Source organism: Thermobacillus composti KWC4 (assembly GCF_000227705.2).
In the GTDB taxonomy this organism is placed as follows: domain Bacteria; phylum Bacillota; class Bacilli; order Paenibacillales; family Paenibacillaceae; genus Thermobacillus; species Thermobacillus xylanilyticus.
The window spans coordinates 383848-407743 of record NC_019897.1 but is presented as its reverse complement, the minus strand read 5'-3'; the positions used below and the strand labels follow the sequence as shown (position 1 = coordinate 407743).

Sequence of the window (23896 nt, the reverse complement as noted above, 5' to 3'; positions counted from 1 at the left end):
GCGATGAACGGATGTCCCCATTCTAGCATTAACCGGTGCCGCCGTCCGCAGGAAGAAACAGCATGCCGCATGGAAGCCGGAAGCTCATCGGTTGAAGCGCCGGCGCACCCCTTTGGCAATTTCCGTCATACAGTCTTCCGCCTGCGGATACTGTCCGATCTTGTCCATGAACGCATGGTCGACGCCGTTGTACTGGATGACCGTCGTGTTTACCCCGGAGCGGGCCAGCTTGCGTGCATAGGCTTCGTTCTCGAAACGCAGGAAGTCGAACTCGCCCGTGATGATGAGCGTATCCGGCATGCCGTGCAGGTCGGCCAGCAGCGGGGACATGTAAGGATCCGTCACTTCGGCGCGGCCTTGCAGATACAGATCATGAAGCTGCGGGCCCTTCCGCTCCCCGGAGCCCATGAAGCCGAGGGCGCGTTCGATATATTCCCGGTGATTGCGGATCTCGTAGTTGTCCAGCGACCATTTGTATCCTTCCACTTCCGCTCCCGCCATGTTGACCGTCGGATAGATCAGCGCTTGATATTTGATCAGGTTGGTCTGCTTGTCGCGGTCCATCAAGGCGCACACCGTCGACAGGTTGCCGCCGGCGCTGTCTCCGGCCACCGCGATCTGTTCCGGATCGACGCCGAGCTCGTCCGCATGATCGTGCACCCACCGGACTGCATCGAAGCAGTCGGTCAGCCCGGCGGGATACGGATGTTCCGGCGCCAGCCGGTAATCGACGGAGACGACCACCGCGCCCGCGTGATAGGCCAGGCATTTGCACGGATTTTCCACCGTCTTGAGCGAGCCGCCGATAAAGCCGCCGCCATGGAAGAACACGACGGCCGGACGCTTCCCTTCCACCGGCGGCGTGTAGATGCGGACCGGAATCTGCGTCTCGCTGCCTTCGATCTCCCGGCACTCGGTCTTCACCGCGCCGCCGGTCACGTCGCGGTTCTCCCAGCCCATCATCTTCCGCATCATTTGGGCAAATTCCACGGGATCTTCCGGGATCGGCGGCATTGTCTGCCCCTGCATCCGGGCGGCCGTCTCCTGGTGCACCTGGAGCACGCGGGGGTCAAGCTCCCCCCAGCCTTCCTCCGAATCCGGAATCGGCTTGACGATGAATTCGTAGCCGTCCCGCTGTTCCGAGCGGGCCTTCTCACGCAATGCGGTCAACAATTGCTCGTAGGTCATGCTGGATTCCTCCCCGGATATTTTGAATTCTCATTCTAATCCTGGCAGCACGGATACGCTTGCGGTAAGCCGACCTTTTATTTTACGAATCCCGACTATTTTTCCGGACGGTTGACCCAAACATCGCCCGGAAGCACAAAAAACCAACCGATCCGCTCACGCGGCGATCGATTGGTTTGCGGCTTGATATCGGATGAATTACAGCTCAACCGAGCGGCTCCCGCGGGTGGGTATGACGGCTATTTTCAGGAAAATGCTTCGATGGCTTACGGCTCCACCGCCTCCGCCAGCAGCCGGTCCAGCTCCCGGTCGTACGACTCGCGCTGCCCGCCGCTCCACCGGAGAAGCTCCGCCATCGCGGCCGACACCGCGTCTTTCCACCGCAGCACGCCGGGGCGGTCGAAGAACAGCCGGCCCGTCCGGCGAATCCAGAAATCCGCCGGCGTAGCGGCCATCTCCGCCAAGACGGCGTATCGCAGCTCCGCGGCGAGCGCGAGCGGCAGCCCGTGCCGGTCGGCGAAATCGCGCGATCCGACCGCCAGCTCAAACAGCCGGGGCGCGTTGGAGCCGTAGCGCCGCGCGATCCGCTCCGCCTCGTCCGGGCCGAGCCCGGCGGCGATTCCGGCTTCGGTCTGCTGCCGGACGTACGCCTCGTACCCGGCGCTGCCCCCGACATCGCCCCCCGAGATCGCGAGCGTCCGGGTACGGCTCGCCGGAAGTGCCGGCAGGTCGTCCGCCTGGCGCCGCCTGGACACGAGATCGACGACCCGCTCGGCCATCTTCCGATAGCCGGTCAGCTTGCCGCCGGCGATGGAGATCAGGCCGGACGGAGACAAGAAAATCTCGTCCTTGCGGGAAATATCCGACGGATTCTTGCCTTCCTGCCGGATGAGCGGCCTCAGGCCCGCCCAGCTCGACTCCACGTCCCGGGGCGTCAATCCCAGCGAAGGGAACATATAATTGGCCGCGTCCAGCAGGTACGAAAGATCATCCTCTTCCATGCGCGGATGCCCCGGATCGCCGGCGTAATCCGTATCGGTCGTGCCGATGTACGTTTTGCCGTCGCGCGGGATGGCGAACACCATCCGCCCGTCCGGCGTATCGAAATAAACGGCCTGCCTCAAGGGGAACCGCTCCTGGTCAAACACGAGATGCACACCCTTCGTCAGACGGAGCGTTTTGCCCTCTTTCGAGCGATCCATCTCCCGGATGTCGTCCACCCACGGACCGGTCGCATTGATGATGTGGCGGGCGCGCAATTCGTATTCTCCTCCGCCGATCCGGTCCTGCACGACGGCCCCCGACAGCCGCGTACCGTCATACCGCAGCCCGGTGACAGCGGCGTAATTGACGGCCGTCGCGCCGAGCTCGACCGCCCGCTTCAATACCTCCAGCGTCAGCCGGGCGTCGTCCGTCCGGTACTCCACGTAGTAGCCGCCGCCCCTCAGCCCTTCGCTCCGCAGCAGCGGTTCGCGCTCCAGCGTCTCCCGCGCGTTCAGCATTTTGTGCCACTCGTCTTTTTTCACCCGGGCCAAATAATCGTACAGCGTCAGCCCCAGCCTGCTCGTGAACGGCCCCAATTGCCCGCCGCTGTAGAACGGCAGCAGCATCCACTCCGGCGTCGTCACGTGCGGCCCGTTCTCGTACACGACCGCCCGCTCCCGGCCGGTCTCGGCCACCACCTTGAACTCGAGCTGCTTCAAATACCGCAGCCCGCCGTGGATCAGCTTGGTCGAACGGCTGGACGTGCCGGCCGCGAAATCCTGCATCTCCACCAGCGCCGTGCGCAGGCCGCGGGTGACCGCGTCGAGGGCGATGCCGGCGCCGGTAATGCCCCCGCCGATGACGAGCAGGTCGACCGTCTCCCCTGCGAGCGATTGCAGCATCCGCTCCCGTTCCAAAGCCGACCAGGCGCCGATATATTCTTGTTCAGCCGATGTACGCATGTCGGTACAGCCTCCCTATCGCGAAAAAAATAAAAACCACGCCCGGCTCCCGACGTTCCCCACAACGAAACGACGAAAGTCCAAAACGCGGTTTCTCAAACTCTCCAACCGATATTAACTTGTATGGTTCTATTATACGTCAAAATCATGCCGCGCGACAGCCCGGCTGAGAAAAAACTTTCCCTCAGCGTCCTTCCGCGGCGTCAAGCCCGATGCCCGCCCCACAAATCCGGCCGGGACGTCGTCACGGCCGCCGCCCCCGCTTCCAGCGCGGCGGTCACTTCGTCCTGCGTGCGGATCAGGCCGCCGGCAATGACGGGGACGCCGGCGCGGTCCTTCACTTCGCGGATCCATTGCGGCAGCAGGCCCGGCAGCACCTCGATCAGGTCGGGCTGCGCCTGCCTCGCCAGCTCGACGCTCGTGTCCAGCGCCCCCGAGTCGATCAGGAACAGCCGCTGGATCGCCAGCACCCCGTTCTGCTTCGCCTTGCGGATGACCGCGACCCGGGTGGAGATGAGGCCGGCCGGCCGGATCTGCTGGCACAAAAATTCGGCGGCGTACTCGTCGTTCTTCAGCCCGTCGATCAGATCGGCGTGAAGCAGCACGCGCTTGCCGTGATCCGCGGCCAGCTTCACCATCGGCTGCAATTGGCCGAGCCGCCCGCCCAGCAGCACGAGCCAGGCGAGCGGCGTCTTCAGCAGCCGTTCCAGCTCCTTCGGATGTCTGACGGCGGGCAGCAGCCGCTGGCCGCCGAACGGACTGTTCTCTCGCATGGACCATCCCCCCATCAGGAACTGAGCGGCCGGCCCGTCTCGATCAGCGTTTTCATGCCGGACAGCACGATCGCCAGGCCTTCCTCCAGCACGCGGGCGGTGTTCGGCGCTTCCTCGAACTCGTCGTGCACCACCGTCACCAGCGTCACCCCGGGAAAATCCGCGCGCGCCTCGATCTCCCAGGTGAGGCGAGACGGCTTCTCTTCCGCAGTCTCGGCCAGCTCAAGCAATTGCCAGGTCATCTCCAGCCGGCGGGGCGGCTCCACGGCCAGAAACTCCCCCCTGGCCTGCGGCTTCCCCTGCGGATTCAGGATCTCATAAGGAGCGCCCGCCCGGACTTCCCCCCGAAGCGCCCCGTTGTACCAATATTGCGATGTCTTCTCCGGGGCGGTCAGCGCGCTCCATACCTGCTCGGGGCTCGTCCGGATCGCAATGCGCTGTACATGTCTGGGCTTCCGCTCCATATCCGGTTCACGCTCCAATTCTTGTTTCAGGCGGCTCAGTCCCGCCGCCCACGGTTCCGCGTACTTGCTCACCCATTGGTCGTGGATCTGGCGAATGGCCGCCGGGTTCAAATAGTGGTACTTCTCCCGGCCGGCCCGCCGCGTCGTAAGCAGGCCCGCTTCTTCCAGAATGCGAAGATGCTTCATCACACCGAACCGGGACATCTGCAAATGCGCGCAAAGTTCGTTCAACGTCCGGCCATCCTTCTCATACAGCAGATCGAGCAAGGTGCGTCTGCTCGGGTCCGCCAGCGCTTTGAAAATGTCATCCATCGTGACCGGCCTCCATGCGGCAAGCGCAAGTTTGACTATTGAAATGTTACCATATAGTCACGTATATTAAAAGTGACCATTTTGTCACCTGTTATGAGGCGCCGCTCACATTGACCCTAAAGCGAGGTATTTTCCATGCACATTGCCATTATCGCCGGAAGCAACCGGCGCAACGCTGCCAGCACCGGCATCCTGCGCCATATCAAGCGGAAGCTGAGCGCAAAAGGCATCCGCTTGTCCTTCACCGATCTCGGGACTGTGCGGCTGCCGCTCTTCTCCCCCGATGCGGACGCCGTTCCCCCGGAAACCGCCCGCCTGATCGCGTCGGTCGATCAGGCCGACGGCCTCGTCCTCGGGACGCCCGAATACCACGGCTCCATCTCCGGCTCGCTCAAGAACGCGCTGGATTACCTGGACAACGTCCATGTGGCGGGCAAACCGGTGCTCGCCGTCAGCTTGGCGGGCGAGCGGCTCGGCGTCAGCTCGCTGAACCATCTGCAAGCCATCGTCCGGAATCTTCACGGCATTCTGAGCCCGGACTGGATCTCCGTCGGGGACGGACAGCACGTCTTCGATCGGGACGGCATTTCGCAAGATCCGGCGATCGCGGAGCACATCGACCAGGCCGTCGAACAATTTGTCGGGCTCGCGGGAAAGCTGCGGGCCGGCAGTTTTGCCTAGCCCGCCGGCGCGGTGACGGAATCATGATGCTGACCCGTCCCGAGATCAAGGCGTACCTGCGCAGAATCGGGATCGGAGAGATTCAGCCGCCGAGCCTCGGGTATCTCGCCGAGCTCCACCGGGCGCATGTGTCGGCCGTTTCCTGGCAGACGGTCGACATCGTCGCCGGACGGCCTGCTCCGATCGATCTTGACGCGTCCGTCCGCCTGATGCTGGAGAACCGCAGCAGGTATTGCTTTCACCTGAACGGCGCGTTCAGCGTGCTGCTCCGCTCGCTCGGCTTCCGGGTCTGCCGGCATCGGGCCAGCGTCTCGGTCTTCGCGCTGAGCCTGTTCACCGGCATCCTGTGGGTGTCCGTCCTGCTGCATATCGTGTGGGCGGCCCTGTATGCCGCCGGCCAGTCCGCGTTCACCGCGCTGGTCTCGGAAAACTCAATCCGTTGTCCAGAGGCACGGTGCTGTCCCTCAACAGCTCTGCCATGTACACCGGCGCAAGCGCCCTGTCGGCCCTGGCCGCGGCCTTGCTCGGCACGGGAACCTTCTGGCCGATCGGCCTCCTGTACGAAGCGGCCAACGTGCTCGTGGCCATCATCGCGGCAGCCGCCATCCGCGAACGCGGCGCAGCCGGACATTGACCGTCCTGCCCGAACAAAAAAAACTGCCGGCACGATCTCTGCAACCATGCCGGCAGGCCATTCCCGTATTGCCTGGAGGCTTCGCTGGCTTCACTCCCGAACGGCGGCCAGTTCCGCGAACAGCCGTTTCTTGAATTCCCGGTTGCGCTCCTTGAACAGTTCGTTATGCGAGGACACCATGCCGTACCCCGGCGCATCGGGCGCAATGTACTGCTTCGCCTTGTTGACGGCGTTCGCGGCGTCCTGGAAGCAGCCGGCGATCAGGTGCAGCTTGCCCTCATGCGACAGAATATCCCCCGCCGCGAACAGCCCCGGAACGCTCGTCTCGCCCGACGGCGTGCCCGCCACGCAATATTCGTCCTTCATTTCGATGCGGACGTTGCTGTTGTCGATGATGTCCCGGTCCCGCTCGTAGCCGTGGCAGACGACCAGATCGTCGATCTGCAGCTCCGCGGTCGAATCGTCCTCGAGATCCCGGAGCACGGCCCGCTCGATGCGATCCTCGTCCGATGCCGGAATCAGGCGCACGATCTCGGTGTTCGGGAGGCAGACGACGCCGTTCTCCGACAGCTTCGTTACCGATGCTTCATGGCCCTTCAGCGTGTCCTTGCGGTACGTCAGATACACCTTCCGCGCGATCTCGCTCAGCTCGTTCGCCCAGTCGATCGCGGAGTTGCCGCCGCCGGCGATCAGCACCGTCTTGTCCCTGAACCGGCCGATCGACTTCACGGTGTAGTGCAGGTTCGACGCCTCGAACCGGTCCGCGCCTTCCAGGTTCAGCTTCATCGGCTTCAGGATGCCGCTGCCGATCGCGAGGATGACGGTTCGGGAGTAATGCAGGCTGCCCGACGCCGTTTTCAGGACGAAAATGCCCGCTTCATTCTTGTCGATTCCGGTGACCTTCTCGTTCAGCACGACCTCCGGGTTGAAGGCCGTTCCCTGCTGGACAAGATGCTCGATCAGTTTCTCGCCCGTCGTCGGCGGCAGACCGCCGACGTCCCAGATCACCTTCTCGGGATAGACGTTGATCTTCCCGCCCAGGAAAGGCTGGAATTCGATAATCTTGGTCTTCATCTCGCGCAGCCCGCTGTAGAAGGCGGCATACAGGCCGGCCGGACCGCCGCCGATGATCGTGACGTCGAACAGATCGCGTTCTTCCATGCTTCCGGTTCCTCTCCTTATGGAAACATGCCATGCCTCTCCTGGGCCATGGCGTGCCGCTATGTTTATTCTTTCGCGCCGTCCGGCAGGATGCGCTCGGAGAAGGCCAGCCGGCCGTTCAGCGAGATGGCGTCGCTGAAGTCGAATGACGGCTCATCGATATAGTGACGTTAAGTAGACGTTGCCGTTTGGTCGATATTGAGAATCATTATCAAATATAAATGACGCATCAAATATTAACATCACGCCGGCTGCATGTCAATAACCGGACTCACAGAACCGATTCCCGGTAATCACGCGGGCCTTGCCCCAATCTGGTGCAAAAGTGCATCGCGTGCAGCCGCCATGTCTTCTCCGGGGCAATTCTGGTGCAAATCTGGTGCATATCTGCACCATATCCGGCCGCCACGCCTCCTCCGGGTCAAACCAGATGACTCAGAGGCCGAGAGCGGCGGCCATCGAGTGGAACATCGCCTCGACGAGATCGGTCGGGCCGGGCATGCGCGGAAAGCGCCACAGGAAGAAGGCGAGCAGCACGCCCAGACCCAGGAGCATGAGGAACGTCGCCCTCTCCTTCGCCTTCTCCTTGCCGACTCGCGGCCATTCCCGCAGGAAGATGACCGCGGCTGTGATGACCACGGCCGCCATGGTCAGCATCTTCATCGGTTCCGCCTCTCATCCTTCGGCCGGGTGATCATCGAACCGCTCACGCCCGGTCTCAAAATTTTCGCATCGACTTCCACACGGACTTCGACCTCCGGAAATTTCTCGTCCCACCGGTCCTGCACCTTCCGCCATTCACGCGGATATCGGCGGTGAAAAATTTCTGCGAATCCCACGATATCCACCTTCATCTCCTGCTGCACCTGTTTCAGGGTCAGCTCAATGCGGCGGACAATCTCCCGCTCCAGCTCCGCCTCAAGCGCCCGCGTCACTTCCGGGTCCAGCAAATCGAGGCTTGTCGTGTTCTCCACGACATCGTCTTCCGTCGTGATCTCCACGGTCATGCTCCAGCGGTCGCCCTCGATCCGGGGAAGCCATTTCGTGCGGCTTCGCAGCAGATAGAACGAGATGAATCCGTTCGCATCCTCCGGCGAAAGGGTCACCACCGAAAATTTGATTTCATCCCGCAGCCACATCAGCCCCCGCGTCTTCTGCTGGTTGAGCGTGCCGATCATCCGGTCATCCCGGAATACGGCCGTCCCGGCAATGTACGCGATCGTATGCTGCTGACCCTTCCCCCCGGGCGGCGGCAGAGTGGTCAAATACGGCAGAGCGGCGTCGCCCGCGTCTCCGACCAGCATCTCCGCGAGATCTTTGAGCGTCACATGAAGGCTGACCTTGGATTCGGACAGCTCCCGGAGCACTTCCGCCTGATGGCGCTCCAGGGGCGGAATCAGCTCGAGCACTTTCTTCGCCTCGCCCTTGCTGACGAAGATGTCCGCATGTTCGCGCGGCTGCGAGAAACAGAGGAAGAAGTCGACATATTCGCGGATGCCGGTTCGGGCGACCTTCTCGCCGATGATGAACACCTCGGCGTGCCCCCAGAAGATTCTTCGGGGAAACCGCTCCTGCAGCTTGGCCATCGCCTCCGCGATCGTCTTCCCCTTCGCCGATCGCACCACCGACCGCTCATCGCCCGCCGCGCTGCCGGGCTGTCCCAGTTGGCTGCCTCCCCCTGCCCGGGGGACGAACACCTGGACCGTGAGCTCGACGGCGTTCTCCCCGGCACGGTCAATCCCCGCCGCGGTCACCAGAGCCAGGTCGTTCACTTCCGTCCTGTCCCAGCAACCGGCAAGGGACAGGCTCGTCAGGGCGAGGCAGGGCACCAGGAACCATGCGCGGTACCGGGAGATTAAGCTGTTCATTTTGCCGTCGCCGGCGCTCCCTTTTTTCCCCGGATGAGAGCAACCGCGAGCAGCAGGAGCGGAATGCCGAGCTGGATGAGCAGAAGCTCGAACCGATGGACGTGCCGAGCGCGTGGACCAGCTGTTGCAGATTGGGCGCCGCCCAGATGCCGGAAATCAGAATGAGCAGGCCGACCGGCAGGACGATCGGCCGCCAGTCGGACAATCCGATTACACGGGCCGTGCACTGAACCAGCAGAAAGTAGAACACGACGATTTTGATGAAAGTGCCGAAACATTCCTTCCTGACTGCAAGTGATTTTACTCTAATGCATTTTCGGCAGGAACACGGGGAGAACGCAAATGCAGCCTTGCTCCCGGTCGGAGCAAGGCTGCGAATGAACGGTTACTCCACATCAAACGGCTGAAGCGGATTGCCGCTCAGGATTTCCTCCACTTCCTCGTACCCGGTCGGGAACGCGAAGTTGTAGCGGGCCGGAAGCGCGAACACGTATTTGTTGTTGCGTCCGAGCTCGCTCGGGTTCATCGGCGCGGCGCCGATATGGAACTCGCCCTGCTCGAGGGCGTTCCATTGATCGTGCGTGAAGATCATGATCGGGATATCCTGCCTCGGATCTTCAGCCGTCCATTCGGGATGACGGATGGACAGGAGCGGGCCCGACGCCTTCACGCTCGCATCCTTCCGGGGACACGCCTTCCCACCGGTCCTCCACGATCGTATAGCCGGCCCAGCTGTCGGGCAGGGCGAAGCGGAATCCGTACTGCTTGTTCTCCAAGGCGGCGGATTCCGCCTGATCCCCGTCTTCATAGTCCCCCAATTCGGCGGCGTCAATGAGCCAGCGGCCTTCAATATTCCGCACTTCGAGCGTAACGGGGCGCTTGGCCGCCGCCTCGCCGTCGGCGCTCGTGGTTTCGATGATGCCGCCTTCCACCCGGTACGCATCATCCGCCGTTTGTTCCACCGACTTGATCTCGATCCGGTCCGGCCACGGGCTGGAAGTCAGCCGGCCGGGGGCGGATGCGGGATCATTCAGCCAGGCTTCAAGCAGCGCGGGCGATACGTAATCGGCGTAATGCTCCCGCATGCTCTCCCGCAGGACATCTTCCGGAGCCAGAAGCGAAACCATCTGCAATTTCTTGCCGAATGCCTCGACCACGCCTCTGACCGCCTCTTCCGCGGCTGCTTCGGATGCGGCCGGGTCGGATACTTCCGTCTGCTGCTGTTGCACCCCTTGCGCGGCGGGAGTCTCCTTGGCTTGTACTGCCGCGCATCCGGTCAGTACAACGCCCAGAAGCAGCGCCGCCGCGAGTGATGATTTGCTCATGCTGTTCATCTCCTTGCAAAAAGGGTTTCGCTTCTTAGACGGAATTCGCGCGGGATTTGTTGTAGTCATATTTACCCGTTTTCACGCTTCATCTCGTAATAGTGCCCGTCCCACAGGAGCAGGAGCGTGTCCGCATCCTTCACGATCAGCATGCCGGGGCCGGTCAGGCCGGCGACGGTCACGATGCGCACCGTCCTGCCTTCGAGCCCGAGGTCTTCCGGCCGCGTCCGGTAGTCGGCGAATAATTGTTCCGCCGTCAGCTCTTCTTCCCGGTATTCCGGATTGGCGGCGATCTCATCTCCGAAATGCAGGGCCGGCCGCGCACGCCTGTATTGTCCCGTACGGATATGGTACGATCATGGCAGCGGGTGAAATCGACAAGCACGAAAGGACGGGGACCATGGCCAAACATCGCATCTACACCATGAGCGTCGCGAGCGTCTACCCCCACTATGTCGCGAAGGCGGAGAAAAAAGGCCGCACGAAAGCGGAAGTCGACGAGATCATCCGTTGGCTGACCGGGTACAGTCAGGAAGAGCTGGAAGCCCATCTGGAGAAGCGGACGGATTTTGAGACGTTTTTCGCGGAAGCGCCCCTGCTCAATCCCGCAAGAGCGCTGATCAAAGGCGTGGTCTGCGGCGTCCGCGTGGAGACGATTGAAGATCCGCTCATGCGGGAAATCCGCTGTCTGGACAAGCTGATCGACGAATTGGCGAAGGGCAAAGCGATGGAGAAGATTTTGCGGACTTAATCCGGCTTCTTCGCGGCCGCGCGGCGGATCCGGATGCGCGCATACAGGATCAGGACATGCAAGCACCTCATGGACAAGATCGATGAACAATCCGTGGTCGACAACTCCCGTCATCCGGTCAATCGTTTCAGCCAGCCCTTCGGGGTCGTCAATCCTGCCCAGATGAAGATCGACAATGTGGTTCCCGCCGTCTGTCACGAAGAGCGCCCCGTCTTTCTCCCTGATTTTCGCCGGATACCCGGCTTGTTCGAATTTTTTCAACGTGTGTTTGTGGGCGAAGGCTACAATTTCCACCGGCAGCGGGAATTTTCCCAATTGCTTCACCCGTTTGGTGGAATCCGCGATGATAACGACCTTTCTCGAAAGGGAGGCGACGATTTTCTCCCGCAGCAGCGCGCCTCCGCCGCCTTTGATGGCGTTAAAGTGCTCGTCGATCTCATCCGCGCCGTCGATCGTAAGATCGATGGCTTCGACCTGATTGACATCCAATATCCGGATTCCCGACGATGCGGCCAATTCATGGGTTTGCCTGGAGGTGGAGACACATGCAATGTCCAGGCCTGCTCTGACCCTTTCCGCCAGGCGCTGGATCATGTAATAAGCCGTCGACCCCGTGCCGAGACCTACGACCATGCCGTCCTCCACCAGCTCCGCCGCCCTTGCGCCGACCAACTGTTTCTCCATCAACTGTTTCTCGTGCATCCCGTTTAACCGCCCTCTGGCTGAGATTCTTGCTGCCAGCATACGGCAAAAATCCGGTTTATACAAGATGCATCAAGCAGCGGCAGCCCCGGGCACGGTGCCCGGAACTGCCGCCCGGGAACGGTCATGAAGTCATTTCTTGTAGTCAATGATTTGAATCGGGTCCGGGCAGCCATTCCTGTCTGTCAACGGGCATCCTCCTTGATATCGGAACCTTTGCCGATGAGCTCGATGAAGGCGGAGGCCGCGCCGGACAGCGGCACGCTGCTCATCGTCAGAATGCCGACTTTGGCCGGAGGCAGCGGCAAGTCGATGCGCACCTCGAACAGCACGCCCTCCTCCAGCTCCTGCGTCACGAACTCCTTCGCCACGTAGGAAATGCCCAGCCCCCGCTTCGCGAACTCGATGAGCAGATCGACGCTGCCGACCTCGATCTCGGGCCGGAGTGCAAATCCCTTGCTCTGGAACAGCTCCGTGATCGTCATGCGCGCCCGGCTGTTGCGGGAGAACAGGATGATCGGGTACTCCAGCAGCCGCTCCAGGGGCAGCACCTCGCCCTTCAGGTGCTCGTAGCGCGAGCCCGCCACGAAGCAGTCCTGCAGCCGGTACGTCTCCATCGCCTGCAGCTGCGGATCGACGATCGGCATGCGCGCGACGCCCAGATCGATCCGCCCTTCCTTCAGGAAGCCGATGATTTCCGGCGTCGTGCCGTGGTGGAGGTGCAGCCGGATGCCGGGGTAGCGCTCGTGGAACTGCTCCAGATACGGCAGCAGGTAGTGCTTGAACAGCGAATCGCTGCCGCCGATGCGCAGCTCGCCGCTCTCGAGGCTGCGCAGCGCCGCCATCTTCTCTTCGGCGAGCGAGATGAGCATCTGCGACTGCTCGATATAGGCGTACAGGACGGCGCCTTCCTGCGTCAGCTCCACTCCCCTGGCCGTGCGGGAAAAAAGGGTAACGCCGAACCGTTCCTCCAATTGCTTGATCGCGTGGCTGACGCTCGGCTGTGTAAGGTACAGTTTTCGGGCGGCCTGCGTCAGGCTGCCGGTCTTCGCCGCCCAATAGAACACCTTGTACAGCTCGTAATTTATGCCCATAGACACGATCTATATATCTCCTTAAATCTATCAATTATTCGCATGACTTTGAAATGTATTATAGTGTTTATTAAAGCGAGAAGCCAGCATTTTCGCATGCAATGGCGGAAAGGAGAAGGAAGTTGGAGCCGACCACTTTTGTTTTGTTCGGAGCAACCGGCGATTTGGCGAAACGCAAAATCTATCCGGCGCTTTACAATTTGTTCATCCGCGGCAAGCTGCCGGCGGCTTTCTCCGTCATCGGCCTCGGGAGAAGGGAATGGAGCGACGACACGCTCCGGGCCAACGTGGAGCAGTCGCTGCGGCAGTTCTCCCGCAACAAGCCGGAAGACGCCGCGACGCTCGGCCGCTTCCTGGAAGCGTTCCGGTACTGCATGCTCGACATCGGCCGCGAAGCGGACTACCTCAGGCTGCTCGACCTCGTGAAGGCGAGGGAGGAAGAACTCGGCATTCCGGAGAACCGCTTGTTCTACCTGTCGGTCGGGCCCGAGTTTTTCGGAACGATCGCCGACAACATCCGCTTGAGCGGACTCGGTTCCGGCCGCGGCTGGAAGCGGCTCGTCATCGAGAAGCCGTTCGGCCATGACCTCCGCTCCGCCCGGGAGCTGAACCGGAAGCTCAGCGAATCGTTCGCGGAGGACGAGATTTACCGCATCGACCATTACCTCGGCAAGCCGATCGTGCAGCGGCTGGAGACGCTGCAGCAGGAGAACCCGGTCATCCAGGCGCTGTGGACCAACCGTTACATCGCCAACGTGCAGATTACGGCGAACGAAACGGTCGGCGTCGAGGAACGGGCCGGCTATTACGACCGCGCCGGCGCCCTGCGCGACATGTTCCAGAACCATCTGCTGCAGCTGCTCATGATGGCGGCGATCCATCTGCCCCACGACAGCAGTTCCGAGACCGTGCGCTTCAAGAAGAAACGGGTGATGGAGTCTCTCGAACTGCTGCAGAAGGAAGACGTGGGCATCCACGTCGTGCGCGGCCAGTATGCGGCCGGCAGCATCGGCGGGAAGCCGGTTGTCGGCTACACGTCGGAACCGGGCATCGCGCCGGACTCGCGCACCGAGACGTTCATCGCCGCCCGCCTGCATATCGACAACAACAACTGGCGCGGCGTGCCGTTCTACATCCGCACGGGCAAGCGGCTGAAGGAGAAATCGACGCGCATCGTCGTCGAGTTCAAGGAGCCGGTGAAACACCCGCGGTCGCCGAACGGCGCCGAACCGAACCTGCTTGTCATCGAGATCGGGCCGAAAGAAAGCATTACGCTGCAGCTGAACACGAAGGAGTCCGGGCTGGACGGCAGCTTCAAGCCGATTCATATCGATCTGCATGCCGTCGGGGAGAACTCGCCCGAAGCCTACGAAAATCTGATCGGCGACGCGCTTGCCGGGGACCCGACCTTCTTCGCGCATTGGGACGAGGTCGAACTGTCCTGGCAATGGGTCCAGCCGATTCTGGACGCCTTCGGGGAGGATCTGGTGCCGCTTCATTCTTATGAGGCCGGCGGCTACGGACCTGCCGAGTCCGACGCGCTGCTCGCGCGGGACGGTTTCCACTGGTGGTTCGACGACAAATCCGATTTGAAATCCAATACGAACGAGGGGGAACGCTATGTCTGCCAAACCAACCATTGACCAACTTGCCATCAACACCATCCGCACGCTGTCCATCGATGCGATCAACGCCGCCAACTCCGGCCATCCCGGCCTGCCGATGGGCGCCGCGCCGATGGCGTACGCGCTCTGGAGCGAGCATATGAACCACAATCCGGCGAACAGCAAATGGTTCAACCGCGACCGCTTCGTCCTGTCGGCCGGCCACGGCTCGATGCTGCTGTACAGCCTGCTGCATCTGTTCGGCTACAACGTGACGCTCGACGACCTGAAGCAATTCCGCCAGCTCGGCAGCAAGACGCCCGGCCATCCCGAGTTCGGGCACACCGACGGCGTCGAAGCGACGACGGGTCCGCTCGGCCAGGGGATCGCGATGGCGGTCGGCATGGCGATGGCCGAAGCGCATCTGGCCGCGAAGTTCAACCGGGAAGGCTTCCCGGTCGTCGACCACTACACGTACGCGCTCGTCGGCGACGGCTGCCTGCAGGAGGGCATCTCCTACGAGGCGATGTCGATGGCCGGCCACATGAAGCTCGGCAAGCTGATCGTGCTGTACGACTCGAACGACATCTCGCTGGACGGCGAGCTCAAGCTCAGCTTCAGCGAGAACGTCCGGCTGCGGGCCGAATCCGCGAACTGGCAATACTTGCGTGTGGAGGACGGCAACGATCCGGCCGCGGTATCGGCTGCCATCGCGGAAGCGAAGGCGAATCTTGATCAGCCGACGATCATCGAGGTGCGCACGATCATCGGCTACGGCAGCAAGAACGCCGGCACGAACAAGGTGCACGGCGCCCCGATCGGCGAAGAGGACGCGAAGAACGCCAAGGCGGCATACGGCTGGACGTGGGAAGAACCGTTCACGGTGCCGGATGAAGTGCGGAAGCATTTTGCGGAGCTGAAGGCGAAGGGCGCCGCGAAGGAAGCAGAGTGGAACAAGCTCTTCGAAGCTTACAAGGCGCAGCATCCGGAACTCGGCCGGGAGCTGGAGCAGGCGATCGACGGCACGGTGAAGATCGACGCCGCCGACATCCTGACGTTCGATCCCGCGAAGGCGATCTCGACCCGCGTCGCGAGCGGCGAAGCGATCAACCACTACGTGAAGATCGTGCCGTCCATCTTCGGCGGCAGCGCCGACCTGTCGCACTCGACGATGACGGACATCAAGGGCGAGAGCAAGTTCGCCGTCGAATCGTACGCCGGCCGCAACGTCTACTTCGGCGTCCGCGAGCACGCGATGGGCGCGGCCGGGAACGGCATGGCGCTGCACGGCGGCATCCGCCCGTTCGTCAGCACGTTCTTCGTGTTCAGCGACTACCTGCGCCCGTCGATCCGCCTGGCCGCGCTGCAGAAGCTGCCGGTCGTGTACGTGTTCACCCACGACTCGATCGCCGTCGGCGAAGACGGGCCGACGCACGAGCCGATCGAGCAGCTCGCCGCGCTGCGCTCCATCCCCGGCGTGACGGTCATCCGCCCGTCCGACGCGAACGAGACGGCCAGCGCCTGGGCGTACGCGCTCGAGCAGCAGGACGGCCCGGTGGCGCTCGTGCTGAGCCGGCAAAACCTGCCGGTGCTCGAAGCGACGGCGCGCAACAAAGCTGAAGTCGCGCGGGGCGGCTATGTGCTCGCCGATGCGAACGGTCAGCCGGATGCCATCCTGATCGCAACCGGCTCGGAAGTGTCGCTGGCGCTCGGCGCCAAGGCGGAGCTCGAGAAAGAAGGCGTCAAGTTGCGCGTCGTGGCGATGCCGAGCCGCGAACTGTTCGACCGCCAGCCGGAAGACTACAAAAAGTCCGTCCTGCCGGACGGCGTGGCGAAGCGGCTCGTGATCGAAGCCGGCATTTCGCTCGGCTGGGACCGCTACGCGGGGCCGGGCGGCAAGGTGCTGTCGATCGAGACCTTCGGCGCTTCGGGCCCGGGCGGCGCGGTGCTGAAGCATTTCGGCTTCTCCGTCGACAACGTCGTCCGCCTCGTCCGCGAGATGCTGCAATAACGGCACCACGTGCCGTTAACGCCGGCGTGCGGCCGGCAAATGTTCAACCGTTTGTTCACTCCATTAAAAATCAAGGAGGTTGAGCAGCATGAAATTCTTCATCGACACGGCCAATCTGGCGGAAATCCAGAAGGTGTACAAAATGGGCATCCTGTCCGGCGTCACGACGAACCCGTCGCTCGTCGCGAAGGAAGGCGTCAAGTTCGAGGACCGCATCGAACAGATTTTGCAGGCCGTTCCCGAAGTCGAATCGGTCTCGGCCGAAGTGACGCCCGACGCCGTGACGGCGGAGCAGATGATCGCGCAGGCGCTCGAGCTGGCCAAGATCAACAACAACGACCCGAAGATCACGATCAAGCTGCCGATGACGCTCGACGGACTGGAAGCCTGCCGCTACCTTTCGAAGAAAGGCATCAAGACGAACGTCACGCTCATCTTCACGGTCAACCAGGCGCTGCTCGCCGCCCGCGCCGGCGCGACGTACGTGTCGCCGTTCCTCGGCCGGCTTGACGACATCTCGGAGGACGGCGTCCAGCTCGTGACGAAGGTTGCGGAACTGTTCCGCGTCCACAATCTGGATACGCAAATCATCGCCGCATCCGTCCGCCATCCGGATCATGTCACCCGCGTTGCGTTGGCCGGTGCGCACATTGCCACGATCCCGTTCAAGGTCATCGAGCAGATCGCGAAGCACCCGCTGACGGATCAGGGCATCGCAAAGTTCGCCGCCGACTGGCAGAATGCCGTGAAATAACGATAGTCCGACAGCAAAATAACGGTCGAACAGGAAACCCTCCTGTCCGGCCGTCTTTTTTTTTCGGCTCAAATCCGAACCCGACATGCTCTTTAGGCGTTAAATAGATATATGAATTGTCGCGATATGTCCTCAAGACCATTCGACCGGGGGTGCCGATTCCGATGAAGAGCATAAGCGAACCTGTTGAGCGGGCCATCGTGCTGTGCATCGCCATCGTGCTGGTCGTGATCGTGGATTTGATCAAGCCCTCGCCTGCTCCCGCGGACAACATCGACATTCAGGTGACCATCCTGAGCGCGGAGAAACGACCGGACGGCGCCGTCGACGTGACGGCCGAAATTGCAAACAACGGTTACGCCACCCTGGCGGACAATCGCCTGTTCGTCGTGCCCGAGGCGTGCGAAGGCACGTATCACGAGAACAAGGACGGCAAAAACGAAGGCAGCGGAACGGCCGCAGCCGATGATCCGCCGAAGGATACGCCGGTGCGGGAACTGGAAGGCTCATTCGGGCAAATTCCCCCGGACACCTCCGTCAAAATCGCCTTCACCGTCCCGTCCGGAATCGCCCGCCAGGAGCCGTTGTACGTCCATTTCGAAAGCCTAAAACTGCGGTACGAGAATACGGAGGAGCCAAGAGCGATCAGGGTCACCGTGCCGCTATCGGTTTCCGATTGATACGGTCGTTCCGGAAGCGACGCGAACTCCCGGGGAACATCCCCGGGAGCGTCAACCATCACCGGTACCGCTCCGCATCCGCGGGCTTTCCCGGCTGGATGACCTCGCGATAGTACTTCATGAAATTCGGCCGCGAGCCGTCGATGTCCGTAAAGCCGTACACCTCGGCGAGCTCGCCGCTCGAGAGCGACCGGCCGTTCCAGCGGCGCACCTCCGGATCGCTCGCCAGCGCGGCGACCGCCCCGTCACATACACGGTCGCCCCTGCCGCTCCGAGCTCGACGGCGATGCCGCGGCCGGCGCCGCGCGTGCCGCCCGCGACCAACGCGACCTTGCCGGCCAGTTTCCCTGCGAATGGATTCATCCAATTAACCTCCTCAAACATTTCAGAATGCCCGAAATCATGGTAGATGATTAATACGACATCTCATGTCATAATTAACGGGTAAAATGATGATCCGGAACGCGAAGGAGGGACCGGAGACGATGAGAGCGGACCGGCTGCTGCAAATCATGCTGCTGCTCCAGAACAACGGCAAAATGACGACCCGGGAGCTCGCGGAAGCGCTGGAAGTGTCCGACCGCACGATTCTGCGCGACATGGACGCCCTGAGCGCCGCCGGCATACCGGTCATTTCGGAACGCGGCAAGACCGGCGGCTGGAAGCTGATCGACCGGTTCCGCAGCTCGATCAGCGGGCTGACGCTGGACGATCTGAAATCGCTGTTCATCCTGCCGTCCGGCGAACTGCTCGAGCAGCTCGGCATCCGGCCGGGCGGGCCCGAAATCCGGCGCAAGCTCGCGGCCTCCATGCCGCTGGCGGTGAGAAGCAGCGCGCAGCAATATCTGGAGAAGATCTATATCGACACCGGGACGTGGAAGCCTTCGGGCGGCGGGCATACGGAGACGCTCCGACAGGCGATGGCGGCGCTGTGGGAGGATCGCCAACTCCGCATCCGCTATCAGAAGGCGGGCGGCGAAACCACGGATCGCGTACTCTGCCCGCTCGGCCTTGTCGCCAAAGGCAGCGCATGGTACCTGGTTGCCATGCACGCGGACGATGAATACCGCTCGTACCGCGTCTCCCGGATTGTCCGCGCCGACATCCTGCCCGAGACGTTCGTCCGGCCGACGCACTTCGACCTTGCGGCCTGGTGGAAGGCGAGCAAGGAGCAGTTCGCCGCCGGGCTGCCCCGGCTCGAAGTGCGGGTGCTCGCCGACCCGTCCATCGTCGGACGGATGACGTTTACGGAGCGGTTTGTGGAGATCGGGGAGATCGGCGGGGCAGAGGAAGGCGGGCGGGTGACGGCGGTGCTTTTTTTCCAGACGGAAGAAGAGGCGGTGCGGTATGTGCTGGGCTTCGGCGGAAAGATGCGGATCATCAGCCCCGAATCGCTGATCCCGCTTGTCGTGCAGGAGGCGAAGGCGGCGATTGCACAGTATGCGGCCGTGCCGCCTTCCGGACAATGAAAGGGGGGCACCGGTACGTCTTGTCATCTTCCACGATCAGAATCCGGTACATCTTGCCCTCCCGCTTCGTCAAGCTCGATCGACAAAAAGGCGTATTCCCCGTCCCGGACGACTTCCCGCTTGCGAACGGGCACGGGATGCCTGAAGATCGGGCCGTCGATCACCAGGGTGTGAAATTCGCCGCTTTCCCCGCACGGGTCGATCCCGCGCGCCGCCAGTTCGTCCACCAATTCATGGGTGATCATCCGTCCGAGATCCGCTTCCCGCATGCCCATCGACAAATTGACGGTCACCAGGACGGCTTGGAACCCGAGGTCGATGAATTCCCTGACCGTCTCGACATGATCCCGCTCCCACAGCGGCATGCCGAGACCGAGTCCGGCGCGCCTCGTCACCCGGTCATGCCAGCAGCCGTGCGCCGGCATGTCCAGATCCCCCGTGACGAGCACTTCCGCGCCCTGCCGTTTCGCTTGTTCCAGCAGGCCGATGAACACCTTCTCGTAGGCTTCCCAGCTGGCGGGCGCCGCATGGACAGGCAGGCCGACGGCTTCCGCCTGGGCGCGGATGACGGCCTCCGGGATGCCGTGGGAGCGGGAACGCCGCCCTTCTTCCTCCATGACGACGATGAGGCCGACCGGCTCACCGGTGTTCATGGCATGATACAGCGCCAGCGTGCTGTCTTTCCCGCCGCTGAACGAAGCCACGAATTTGCGCCCGCATGCGTTATATTTCCAATTCGGTGCCTCTGCCATATCCATTGCGCTCTCCATTCTCCCCTTGCATGGTTTGCATCGGTCCCTCGCCGCTCAACGTCTGCGCCGTCCGGGGCCGGCGGCCCTTCACCAGCTTCAGCGTCGCCACGATCAGGAAGCTGACGATGACGAGCAGGAACCACGAGCTCAATTTCCCCGTATGCACAAGGCGCCAGGCGCCGGCTTGATCGGGATACTGCCACGCTCCGAAGAAGGTGGCGATATTCTCGGCGACCCAGATGAAAAAGCCGATGAGCACAAACGACAGGGCGACCGGCATCCGATAGCGTGACCCGTTCACCTCGAACAGCACCCGCGACCGCCAGAAGACGATGAACACCAGCCCGGTCAGCCACCAGCGGATGTCCACCCAGTAATGATGGGTGAAAAAGTTCAGGTATATCGCAGCCGCAAGCGGAACGACCAGGGGAAACGGCGGCCATTTCACCAGCTCCAGCCTGAGCCTTCGCCACGCCTGGCACATGTAGCTCGCCACGCTGGCGTACATGAACCCGCTGTAGAGCGGCACGCCGAATACCTTGAAGTATCCGGGTTCCGGATAAGACCAGGATCCCATATGGACCTTGAAAATTTCAAGCGCAAGGCCGATCAGGTGGAACAGGGCGATGACTTTCATTTCATCTTTCGTTTCGAGCCCGGAACGGAGCATCCACCATTGCATCAGCAGGCAGATGACGAGCAGCCAGTCGTACCGCGGCAAGAGCGGCAGCGGGATGTACCGGGTCAGCGCCAGCGAGGCGAAGATGACGACGGGAAACACGCACGACAGCGCCTGCTGGACGCCGAAATGCGCGAGCTGCGCCAGCAGCCGCGTAAGCGCCCGGCGGACGGCAACCTTACGCTTGTCGGTCGGGCGCTTGACAGCCCGGCGCATGGCAGCCGTGCGTTTCTCGGCCCCGCGCATCATGCCTCTCCCGCGTCGTCCCGCCGGTATTCCAGGATGTCCCCGGGTTGGCAGTCGAGCGCTTTACAGATCGCATCAAGGGTGGACAGGCGGATCGCCTTCGCCTTGCCGTTTTTCAGGATTGACAGGTTCGCCATCGTGATCCCGACCCGTTCGGACAGCTCGGTCACGCTCATTTTGCGCTTGGCCAGCATCACATCAAGGTTGACGATAATTGCCACGGGCCTCACCTCAGATCGTCAGGTCGTTTTCGGTCTTGATATCAATGGCGTGCCGCAGCAATTTCTGCAGGACGGCCGCGAAGACGGCGATCACCACGCTCGCGAAAGGCACGACGCAGCCGACGATGACGAGCCCCGGGGCGTCATCCATTTGCGCGAACAGATAGAAGAGGGGCAGCGCCAGCACATGGCAGATGCAGATGGCAACGGCGCAGTATTTGATCTTCTTCAGCGCGTCCACGGACGATTCCGAGAAGGCGGTGTTCCGGTCGATGTACTGCAGCAGCCGGTATGCCTGGTACAACGCATAGTAGAACGGAATCGCGGACGCATAGAACACCAGGAAGACGAGATACCGGACGACGGGGTAATCCGGCAGCCCCTCCGCCGCGGTCTCCGCCATCTCCGGCACCGCAAAAATGCACAGCGCCAATATGGGGACCCCGAGCAGGAACACGACGATTTTCAGAAAGAGCGTCTCCAGTTTCACGTTCAGCACCTCTTTTGCGTGTTGGTTATAATATAACGTGACATTTATCGTTTTACAATAAATTTTTATTTTTTTAGGTGAAATTTTTGTTGTTTTTTTGTTTGCGGGACAAGCAATCCGCAGGCTGCTCCCGTGAGGCCCGCACGCTGCTGTAGCGTGGAATGCACGCTGCAGCCTCCCTCGCGAGGCTTCGCATGCTGCTGTAGCGCGGGATGCACGCTGCAGCCTCCCTCGCAAAGCGCCGCCGCAAAGAAAAACGCCGCCTGCACATCAAGGCAGGCGGCGCGTGAACGCCTCATATCCATCTCCTGTACCTCACCGATACATACCCGTCCCCGTCCCGGTTGCCGCGGCTCGGCTGCTCGTGCTAAAAGACGAACCCCCGGGCCTCGTAGAACGGAATGCCCTTCTGGTTGCCCTTGAACACGGACACCCACTGCTCGGCGGCACCGAACGCCTTCTGCTGCCGGGTGATCGCATCCAGCAGCCGGGTGCCGATGCCTTCGTTCCGCCGGTCGGGCGCCACGTAGAGCACGAACACTTCCCCCGACCGCTCGCCGATCATTCCGCCCCCGCCGGCGCCGACGACCTTGCCGTCCTCCACGGCGACGAAATATCCGCCCCAATCCCGGCCCGTTTCCGTGACTTCCTTCAGCACCCGCTCCTCGTTGTAGAACTCCCCGATGATCCGTTCAATGTACTCCGGGCTGCACATGTCCGCATACGTCGCCCGCCAGCCGTCCGCGCACACCCGGCAGATGCCTTCCACATGGTCGGGAGTCGCCCGCACCACTTCCATCATGCCGTCCGACCCTCCTTGTCTGCCATCTTCATGCCCCCGCACGTTGACAGTAACCGCTTCCATCTTCCAATATGACAGAAAGACCAAAAAAACCGTCAAGGTGATGTCCATGCGCGACTACCCCTTCGTCTTCCCCGTGAAGGAAGCCGTCTACAAGGTGATCGGCGGGCGGAAGCTCCGGTTTTTCGTGTTCGAGCCTGACACCGGCGGAATGGACCGGACGGCGGTGCTGTTCTTCATCGGCGGCACCTTCGGCAAGACGCCGAATACGCCTGCGGATTTCCAGTACCACGCCGCGTACCTCGCCTCGAAGGGATATGTCGCGATCTGCGTCGAATGCCGGACCGGACAAGACGAAGGCTTCACGCCGGTTCAGGCGATCTGTGACGCCAGATCCGCCGTCCGGCGGCTGCGCGGGCACGCATCCGAATGGGGCATCGACCCGCAAAAAATCGTCGTGTGCGCTTCATCGTCCGGCGGATACACCGCCGTGTCCGCCATCATGTTCGACCATCTGAACGACGAAGGAGACGATCCGGCCATCTCCCCCGTCCCGGACGCGCTGGTCATTTTCGCCGCCGGGATGGACGCCGTGGACATCACAGAGCGCCTCTACCCCGGCCTGCTGCCTGAGGCGCGGAACATCTCTCCGTACCACAACGTAAAAAAATGCCTCCCGCCCACGCTCTGGATGATCGGTACCGCGGACCCTCTTTTCGAGCAAAACCGGGACTTCGTCGAGCGGATGGCTGCGGCGGGCAACGACATCACCTGGATCGCTTACGAAGGAATGGAGCACGTTTTTTTCCGCCATGGCCGACACGGAAACCGCCCGCTCGACGAGACCCGGAGAAGGATCGCGGAATTCCTGAAATCCATCGGCCTCTGACCGCCTACGCGATCGGCGTGCCGTTCGGAACCGGTTCATCCGGCCGCAGCAGCACGACATCGCCTTCTTCCGGAATGCCGCCGAGGACGAGCACCTCGGAGCTGAAGCCCGCGATGCGTCTCGGCGGGAAGTTGACGACCGCCGCGACCTGGCGTCCGACGAGCTGCTCCGGCGCATATCTGCGCGTGATCTGGGCGGAAGATTGCTTGATCCCCAGTTCCCCGAAATCAATTTTCAGCTTGATGGCCGGCGCACCATTTGTCCAGCCCGTCCGGGCGGTCTGCCGCAGCCTGTCTATTGCTGGCCGGCGGGGCCTTTTGCTATGGTTAGAAGAAAAGCACGCACGCTCAGAATGGAGGCGTTTACAATCGAAGGGCACCTGTGCAAAATCCTGATCGTA

26 protein-coding genes and 3 pseudogenes are annotated in these 23896 nt (G+C 62.1%); 11 read left to right on the top strand and 18 right to left on the bottom strand.

Annotation, left to right across the window (positions count from 1 at the left end; all coding sequences use genetic code 11):
* Positions 1-84: 84 nt before the first annotated feature.
* From THECO_RS01960 to THECO_RS01945, 4 genes are all read right to left on the bottom strand, one after another.
* The gene (locus THECO_RS01960) at positions 85-1188 is read right to left on the bottom strand and encodes an alpha/beta hydrolase (protein WP_015253388.1); all 1104 of its coding nucleotides are present in this window, start codon (positions 1186-1188) and stop codon (positions 85-87) included.
* A 266-nt stretch (positions 1189-1454) separates the two neighbouring features.
* A complete protein-coding gene (locus tag THECO_RS01955) occupies positions 1455-3134 on the bottom strand; it encodes a glycerol-3-phosphate dehydrogenase/oxidase (RefSeq protein ID WP_015253387.1) in 1680 nt (559 codons plus the stop codon).
* Positions 3135-3337: 203 nt separating this feature from the next.
* Positions 3338-3907, bottom strand: a complete 570-nt coding sequence (locus tag THECO_RS01950) for a glycerol-3-phosphate responsive antiterminator (protein ID WP_015253386.1) — start codon at positions 3905-3907, stop codon at positions 3338-3340.
* A gap of 14 nt (positions 3908-3921) precedes the next feature.
* A complete protein-coding gene (locus THECO_RS01945) occupies positions 3922-4683 on the bottom strand; it encodes an ArsR/SmtB family transcription factor (RefSeq protein ID WP_015253385.1) in 762 nt (253 codons plus the stop codon).
* A 135-nt stretch (positions 4684-4818) separates the two neighbouring features.
* On the opposite strand from THECO_RS01945, the gene THECO_RS01940 reads away from it, so the two are divergent.
* The 3 genes and pseudogenes from THECO_RS01940 (at position 4819) to THECO_RS01930 (ending at position 5998) form a co-directional block, all read left to right on the top strand.
* On the top strand, positions 4819-5364 hold the full coding sequence (locus THECO_RS01940) for an NADPH-dependent FMN reductase (RefSeq protein ID WP_015253384.1): 546 nt from the start codon (positions 4819-4821) through the stop codon (positions 5362-5364).
* Positions 5365-5390: 26 nt separating this feature from the next.
* Positions 5391-5675, top strand: a pseudogene (locus THECO_RS20900) (arylamine N-acetyltransferase); the annotation flags it as partial.
* A gap of 128 nt (positions 5676-5803) precedes the next feature.
* Positions 5804-5998, top strand: a complete 195-nt coding sequence (locus THECO_RS01930) for a hypothetical protein (protein WP_041853751.1) — start codon at positions 5804-5806, stop codon at positions 5996-5998.
* 90 nt (positions 5999-6088) lie between these two features.
* Here THECO_RS01930 and THECO_RS01925 read toward each other — a convergent pair whose 3' ends face one another.
* The 3 genes from THECO_RS01925 to THECO_RS01915 all read right to left on the bottom strand — a co-directional run bounded on the left by THECO_RS01925 (position 6089) and on the right by THECO_RS01915 (position 9027).
* The gene (locus THECO_RS01925; protein WP_015253382.1) at positions 6089-7159 is read right to left on the bottom strand and encodes an NAD(P)/FAD-dependent oxidoreductase; all 1071 of its coding nucleotides are present in this window, start codon (positions 7157-7159) and stop codon (positions 6089-6091) included.
* 435 nt (positions 7160-7594) lie between these two features.
* Positions 7595-7822, bottom strand: a complete 228-nt coding sequence (locus THECO_RS01920) for a hypothetical protein (protein WP_015253381.1) — start codon at positions 7820-7822, stop codon at positions 7595-7597.
* Positions 7819-9027, bottom strand: coding sequence for a Ger(x)C family spore germination protein (locus tag THECO_RS01915; RefSeq protein WP_015253380.1), 1209 nt, complete (start codon positions 9025-9027; stop codon positions 7819-7821). Before THECO_RS01915 ends, THECO_RS01920 begins: the two co-directional genes overlap by 4 nt.
* Before the next feature lie 112 nt (positions 9028-9139).
* Here THECO_RS01915 and THECO_RS01910 point away from each other — a divergent pair, with 112 nt between their 5' ends.
* A complete protein-coding gene (locus THECO_RS01910; RefSeq protein ID WP_041853750.1) occupies positions 9140-9325 on the top strand; it encodes a hypothetical protein in 186 nt (61 codons plus the stop codon).
* An 87-nt stretch (positions 9326-9412) separates the two neighbouring features.
* Here THECO_RS01910 and THECO_RS21915 read toward each other — a convergent pair whose 3' ends face one another.
* Both THECO_RS21915 and THECO_RS01905 read right to left on the bottom strand, forming a co-directional pair.
* A complete protein-coding gene (locus THECO_RS21915) occupies positions 9413-9697 on the bottom strand; it encodes a hypothetical protein (RefSeq protein WP_052835797.1) in 285 nt (94 codons plus the stop codon).
* Complete coding sequence (locus tag THECO_RS01905) at positions 9645-10352, bottom strand: hypothetical protein (RefSeq protein ID WP_052835796.1); 708 nt, start codon at positions 10350-10352, stop codon at positions 9645-9647. The genes THECO_RS21915 and THECO_RS01905 overlap by 53 nt, the downstream gene beginning before the upstream one ends.
* Before the next feature lie 400 nt (positions 10353-10752).
* Between THECO_RS01905 and THECO_RS01900 the strand changes: the two genes are divergently transcribed.
* Positions 10753-11103, top strand: a complete 351-nt coding sequence (locus THECO_RS01900) for a DUF2200 domain-containing protein (RefSeq protein ID WP_015253378.1) — start codon at positions 10753-10755, stop codon at positions 11101-11103.
* 117 nt (positions 11104-11220) lie between these two features.
* Here THECO_RS01900 and rpiA read toward each other — a convergent pair.
* Both rpiA and THECO_RS01890 read right to left on the bottom strand, forming a co-directional pair.
* Positions 11221-11736 (bottom strand): annotated as a pseudogene (gene rpiA / locus THECO_RS20895) (ribose-5-phosphate isomerase RpiA); the annotation flags it as partial.
* 254 nt (positions 11737-11990) lie between these two features.
* A complete protein-coding gene (locus THECO_RS01890; protein WP_041853749.1) occupies positions 11991-12899 on the bottom strand; it encodes a LysR family transcriptional regulator in 909 nt (302 codons plus the stop codon).
* A 122-nt stretch (positions 12900-13021) separates the two neighbouring features.
* Between THECO_RS01890 and zwf the strand changes: the two genes are divergently transcribed.
* The 4 genes from zwf (at position 13022) to THECO_RS21910 (ending at position 17948) form a co-directional block, all read left to right on the top strand.
* Positions 13022-14542 carry a glucose-6-phosphate dehydrogenase gene (gene zwf, locus THECO_RS01885; protein WP_015253375.1) on the top strand — a complete coding sequence of 507 codons (1521 nt, stop codon included), beginning with the start codon at positions 13022-13024 and terminating at the stop codon, positions 14540-14542.
* Positions 14520-16514, top strand: coding sequence for a transketolase (tkt, locus tag THECO_RS01880; RefSeq protein ID WP_015253374.1), 1995 nt, complete (start codon positions 14520-14522; stop codon positions 16512-16514). The genes zwf and tkt overlap by 23 nt, the downstream gene beginning before the upstream one ends.
* Before the next feature lie 88 nt (positions 16515-16602).
* On the top strand, positions 16603-17268 hold the full coding sequence (gene fsa, locus THECO_RS01875) for a fructose-6-phosphate aldolase (protein WP_015253373.1): 666 nt from the start codon (positions 16603-16605) through the stop codon (positions 17266-17268).
* A gap of 164 nt (positions 17269-17432) precedes the next feature.
* Complete coding sequence (locus THECO_RS21910; protein ID WP_015253372.1) at positions 17433-17948, top strand: hypothetical protein; 516 nt, start codon at positions 17433-17435, stop codon at positions 17946-17948.
* Between the two features lie 58 nt (positions 17949-18006).
* Here the strand turns inward: THECO_RS21910 and THECO_RS21905 are convergent, their stop codons facing one another.
* On the bottom strand, positions 18007-18159 hold the full coding sequence (locus THECO_RS21905; RefSeq protein WP_408646086.1) for a hypothetical protein: 153 nt from the start codon (positions 18157-18159) through the stop codon (positions 18007-18009).
* Positions 18160-18433: 274 nt separating this feature from the next.
* Between THECO_RS21905 and THECO_RS01860 the strand changes: the two genes are divergently transcribed.
* The gene (locus THECO_RS01860) at positions 18434-19417 is read left to right on the top strand and encodes a helix-turn-helix transcriptional regulator (protein WP_015253371.1); all 984 of its coding nucleotides are present in this window, start codon (positions 18434-18436) and stop codon (positions 19415-19417) included.
* Positions 19418-19440: 23 nt separating this feature from the next.
* Here the strand turns inward: THECO_RS01860 and THECO_RS01855 are convergent, their stop codons facing one another.
* The 5 genes from THECO_RS01855 to THECO_RS01835 all read right to left on the bottom strand — a co-directional run bounded on the left by THECO_RS01855 (position 19441) and on the right by THECO_RS01835 (position 22607).
* Positions 19441-20169: a Dph6-related ATP pyrophosphatase gene (locus tag THECO_RS01855; RefSeq protein WP_052835795.1), complete on the bottom strand. Its 729-nt coding sequence runs from the start codon at positions 20167-20169 to the stop codon at positions 19441-19443.
* Complete coding sequence (locus THECO_RS01850; protein ID WP_015253369.1) at positions 20141-21094, bottom strand: DUF817 domain-containing protein; 954 nt, start codon at positions 21092-21094, stop codon at positions 20141-20143. The genes THECO_RS01855 and THECO_RS01850 overlap by 29 nt, the downstream gene beginning before the upstream one ends.
* Positions 21094-21315, bottom strand: a complete 222-nt coding sequence (locus THECO_RS01845; protein ID WP_015253368.1) for a helix-turn-helix domain-containing protein — start codon at positions 21313-21315, stop codon at positions 21094-21096. Before THECO_RS01845 ends, THECO_RS01850 begins: the two co-directional genes overlap by 1 nt.
* A 10-nt stretch (positions 21316-21325) precedes the next feature.
* Positions 21326-21805, bottom strand: coding sequence for a DUF2975 domain-containing protein (locus THECO_RS01840; RefSeq protein WP_015253367.1), 480 nt, complete (start codon positions 21803-21805; stop codon positions 21326-21328).
* A gap of 367 nt (positions 21806-22172) precedes the next feature.
* Entirely contained in the window at positions 22173-22607 is a 435-nt protein-coding gene (locus THECO_RS01835; protein WP_015253366.1) for a GNAT family N-acetyltransferase, read from the bottom strand.
* A 109-nt stretch (positions 22608-22716) separates the two neighbouring features.
* Here THECO_RS01835 and THECO_RS01830 point away from each other — a divergent pair, with 109 nt between their 5' ends.
* Positions 22717-23496, top strand: a complete 780-nt coding sequence (locus tag THECO_RS01830) for an alpha/beta hydrolase (RefSeq protein WP_015253365.1) — start codon at positions 22717-22719, stop codon at positions 23494-23496.
* 4 nt (positions 23497-23500) lie between these two features.
* Here THECO_RS01830 and THECO_RS01825 read toward each other — a convergent pair.
* A pseudogene (locus tag THECO_RS01825) lies at positions 23501-23746 on the bottom strand (tRNA-binding protein); the annotation flags it as partial.
* Positions 23747-23896 lie beyond the last annotated feature (150 nt).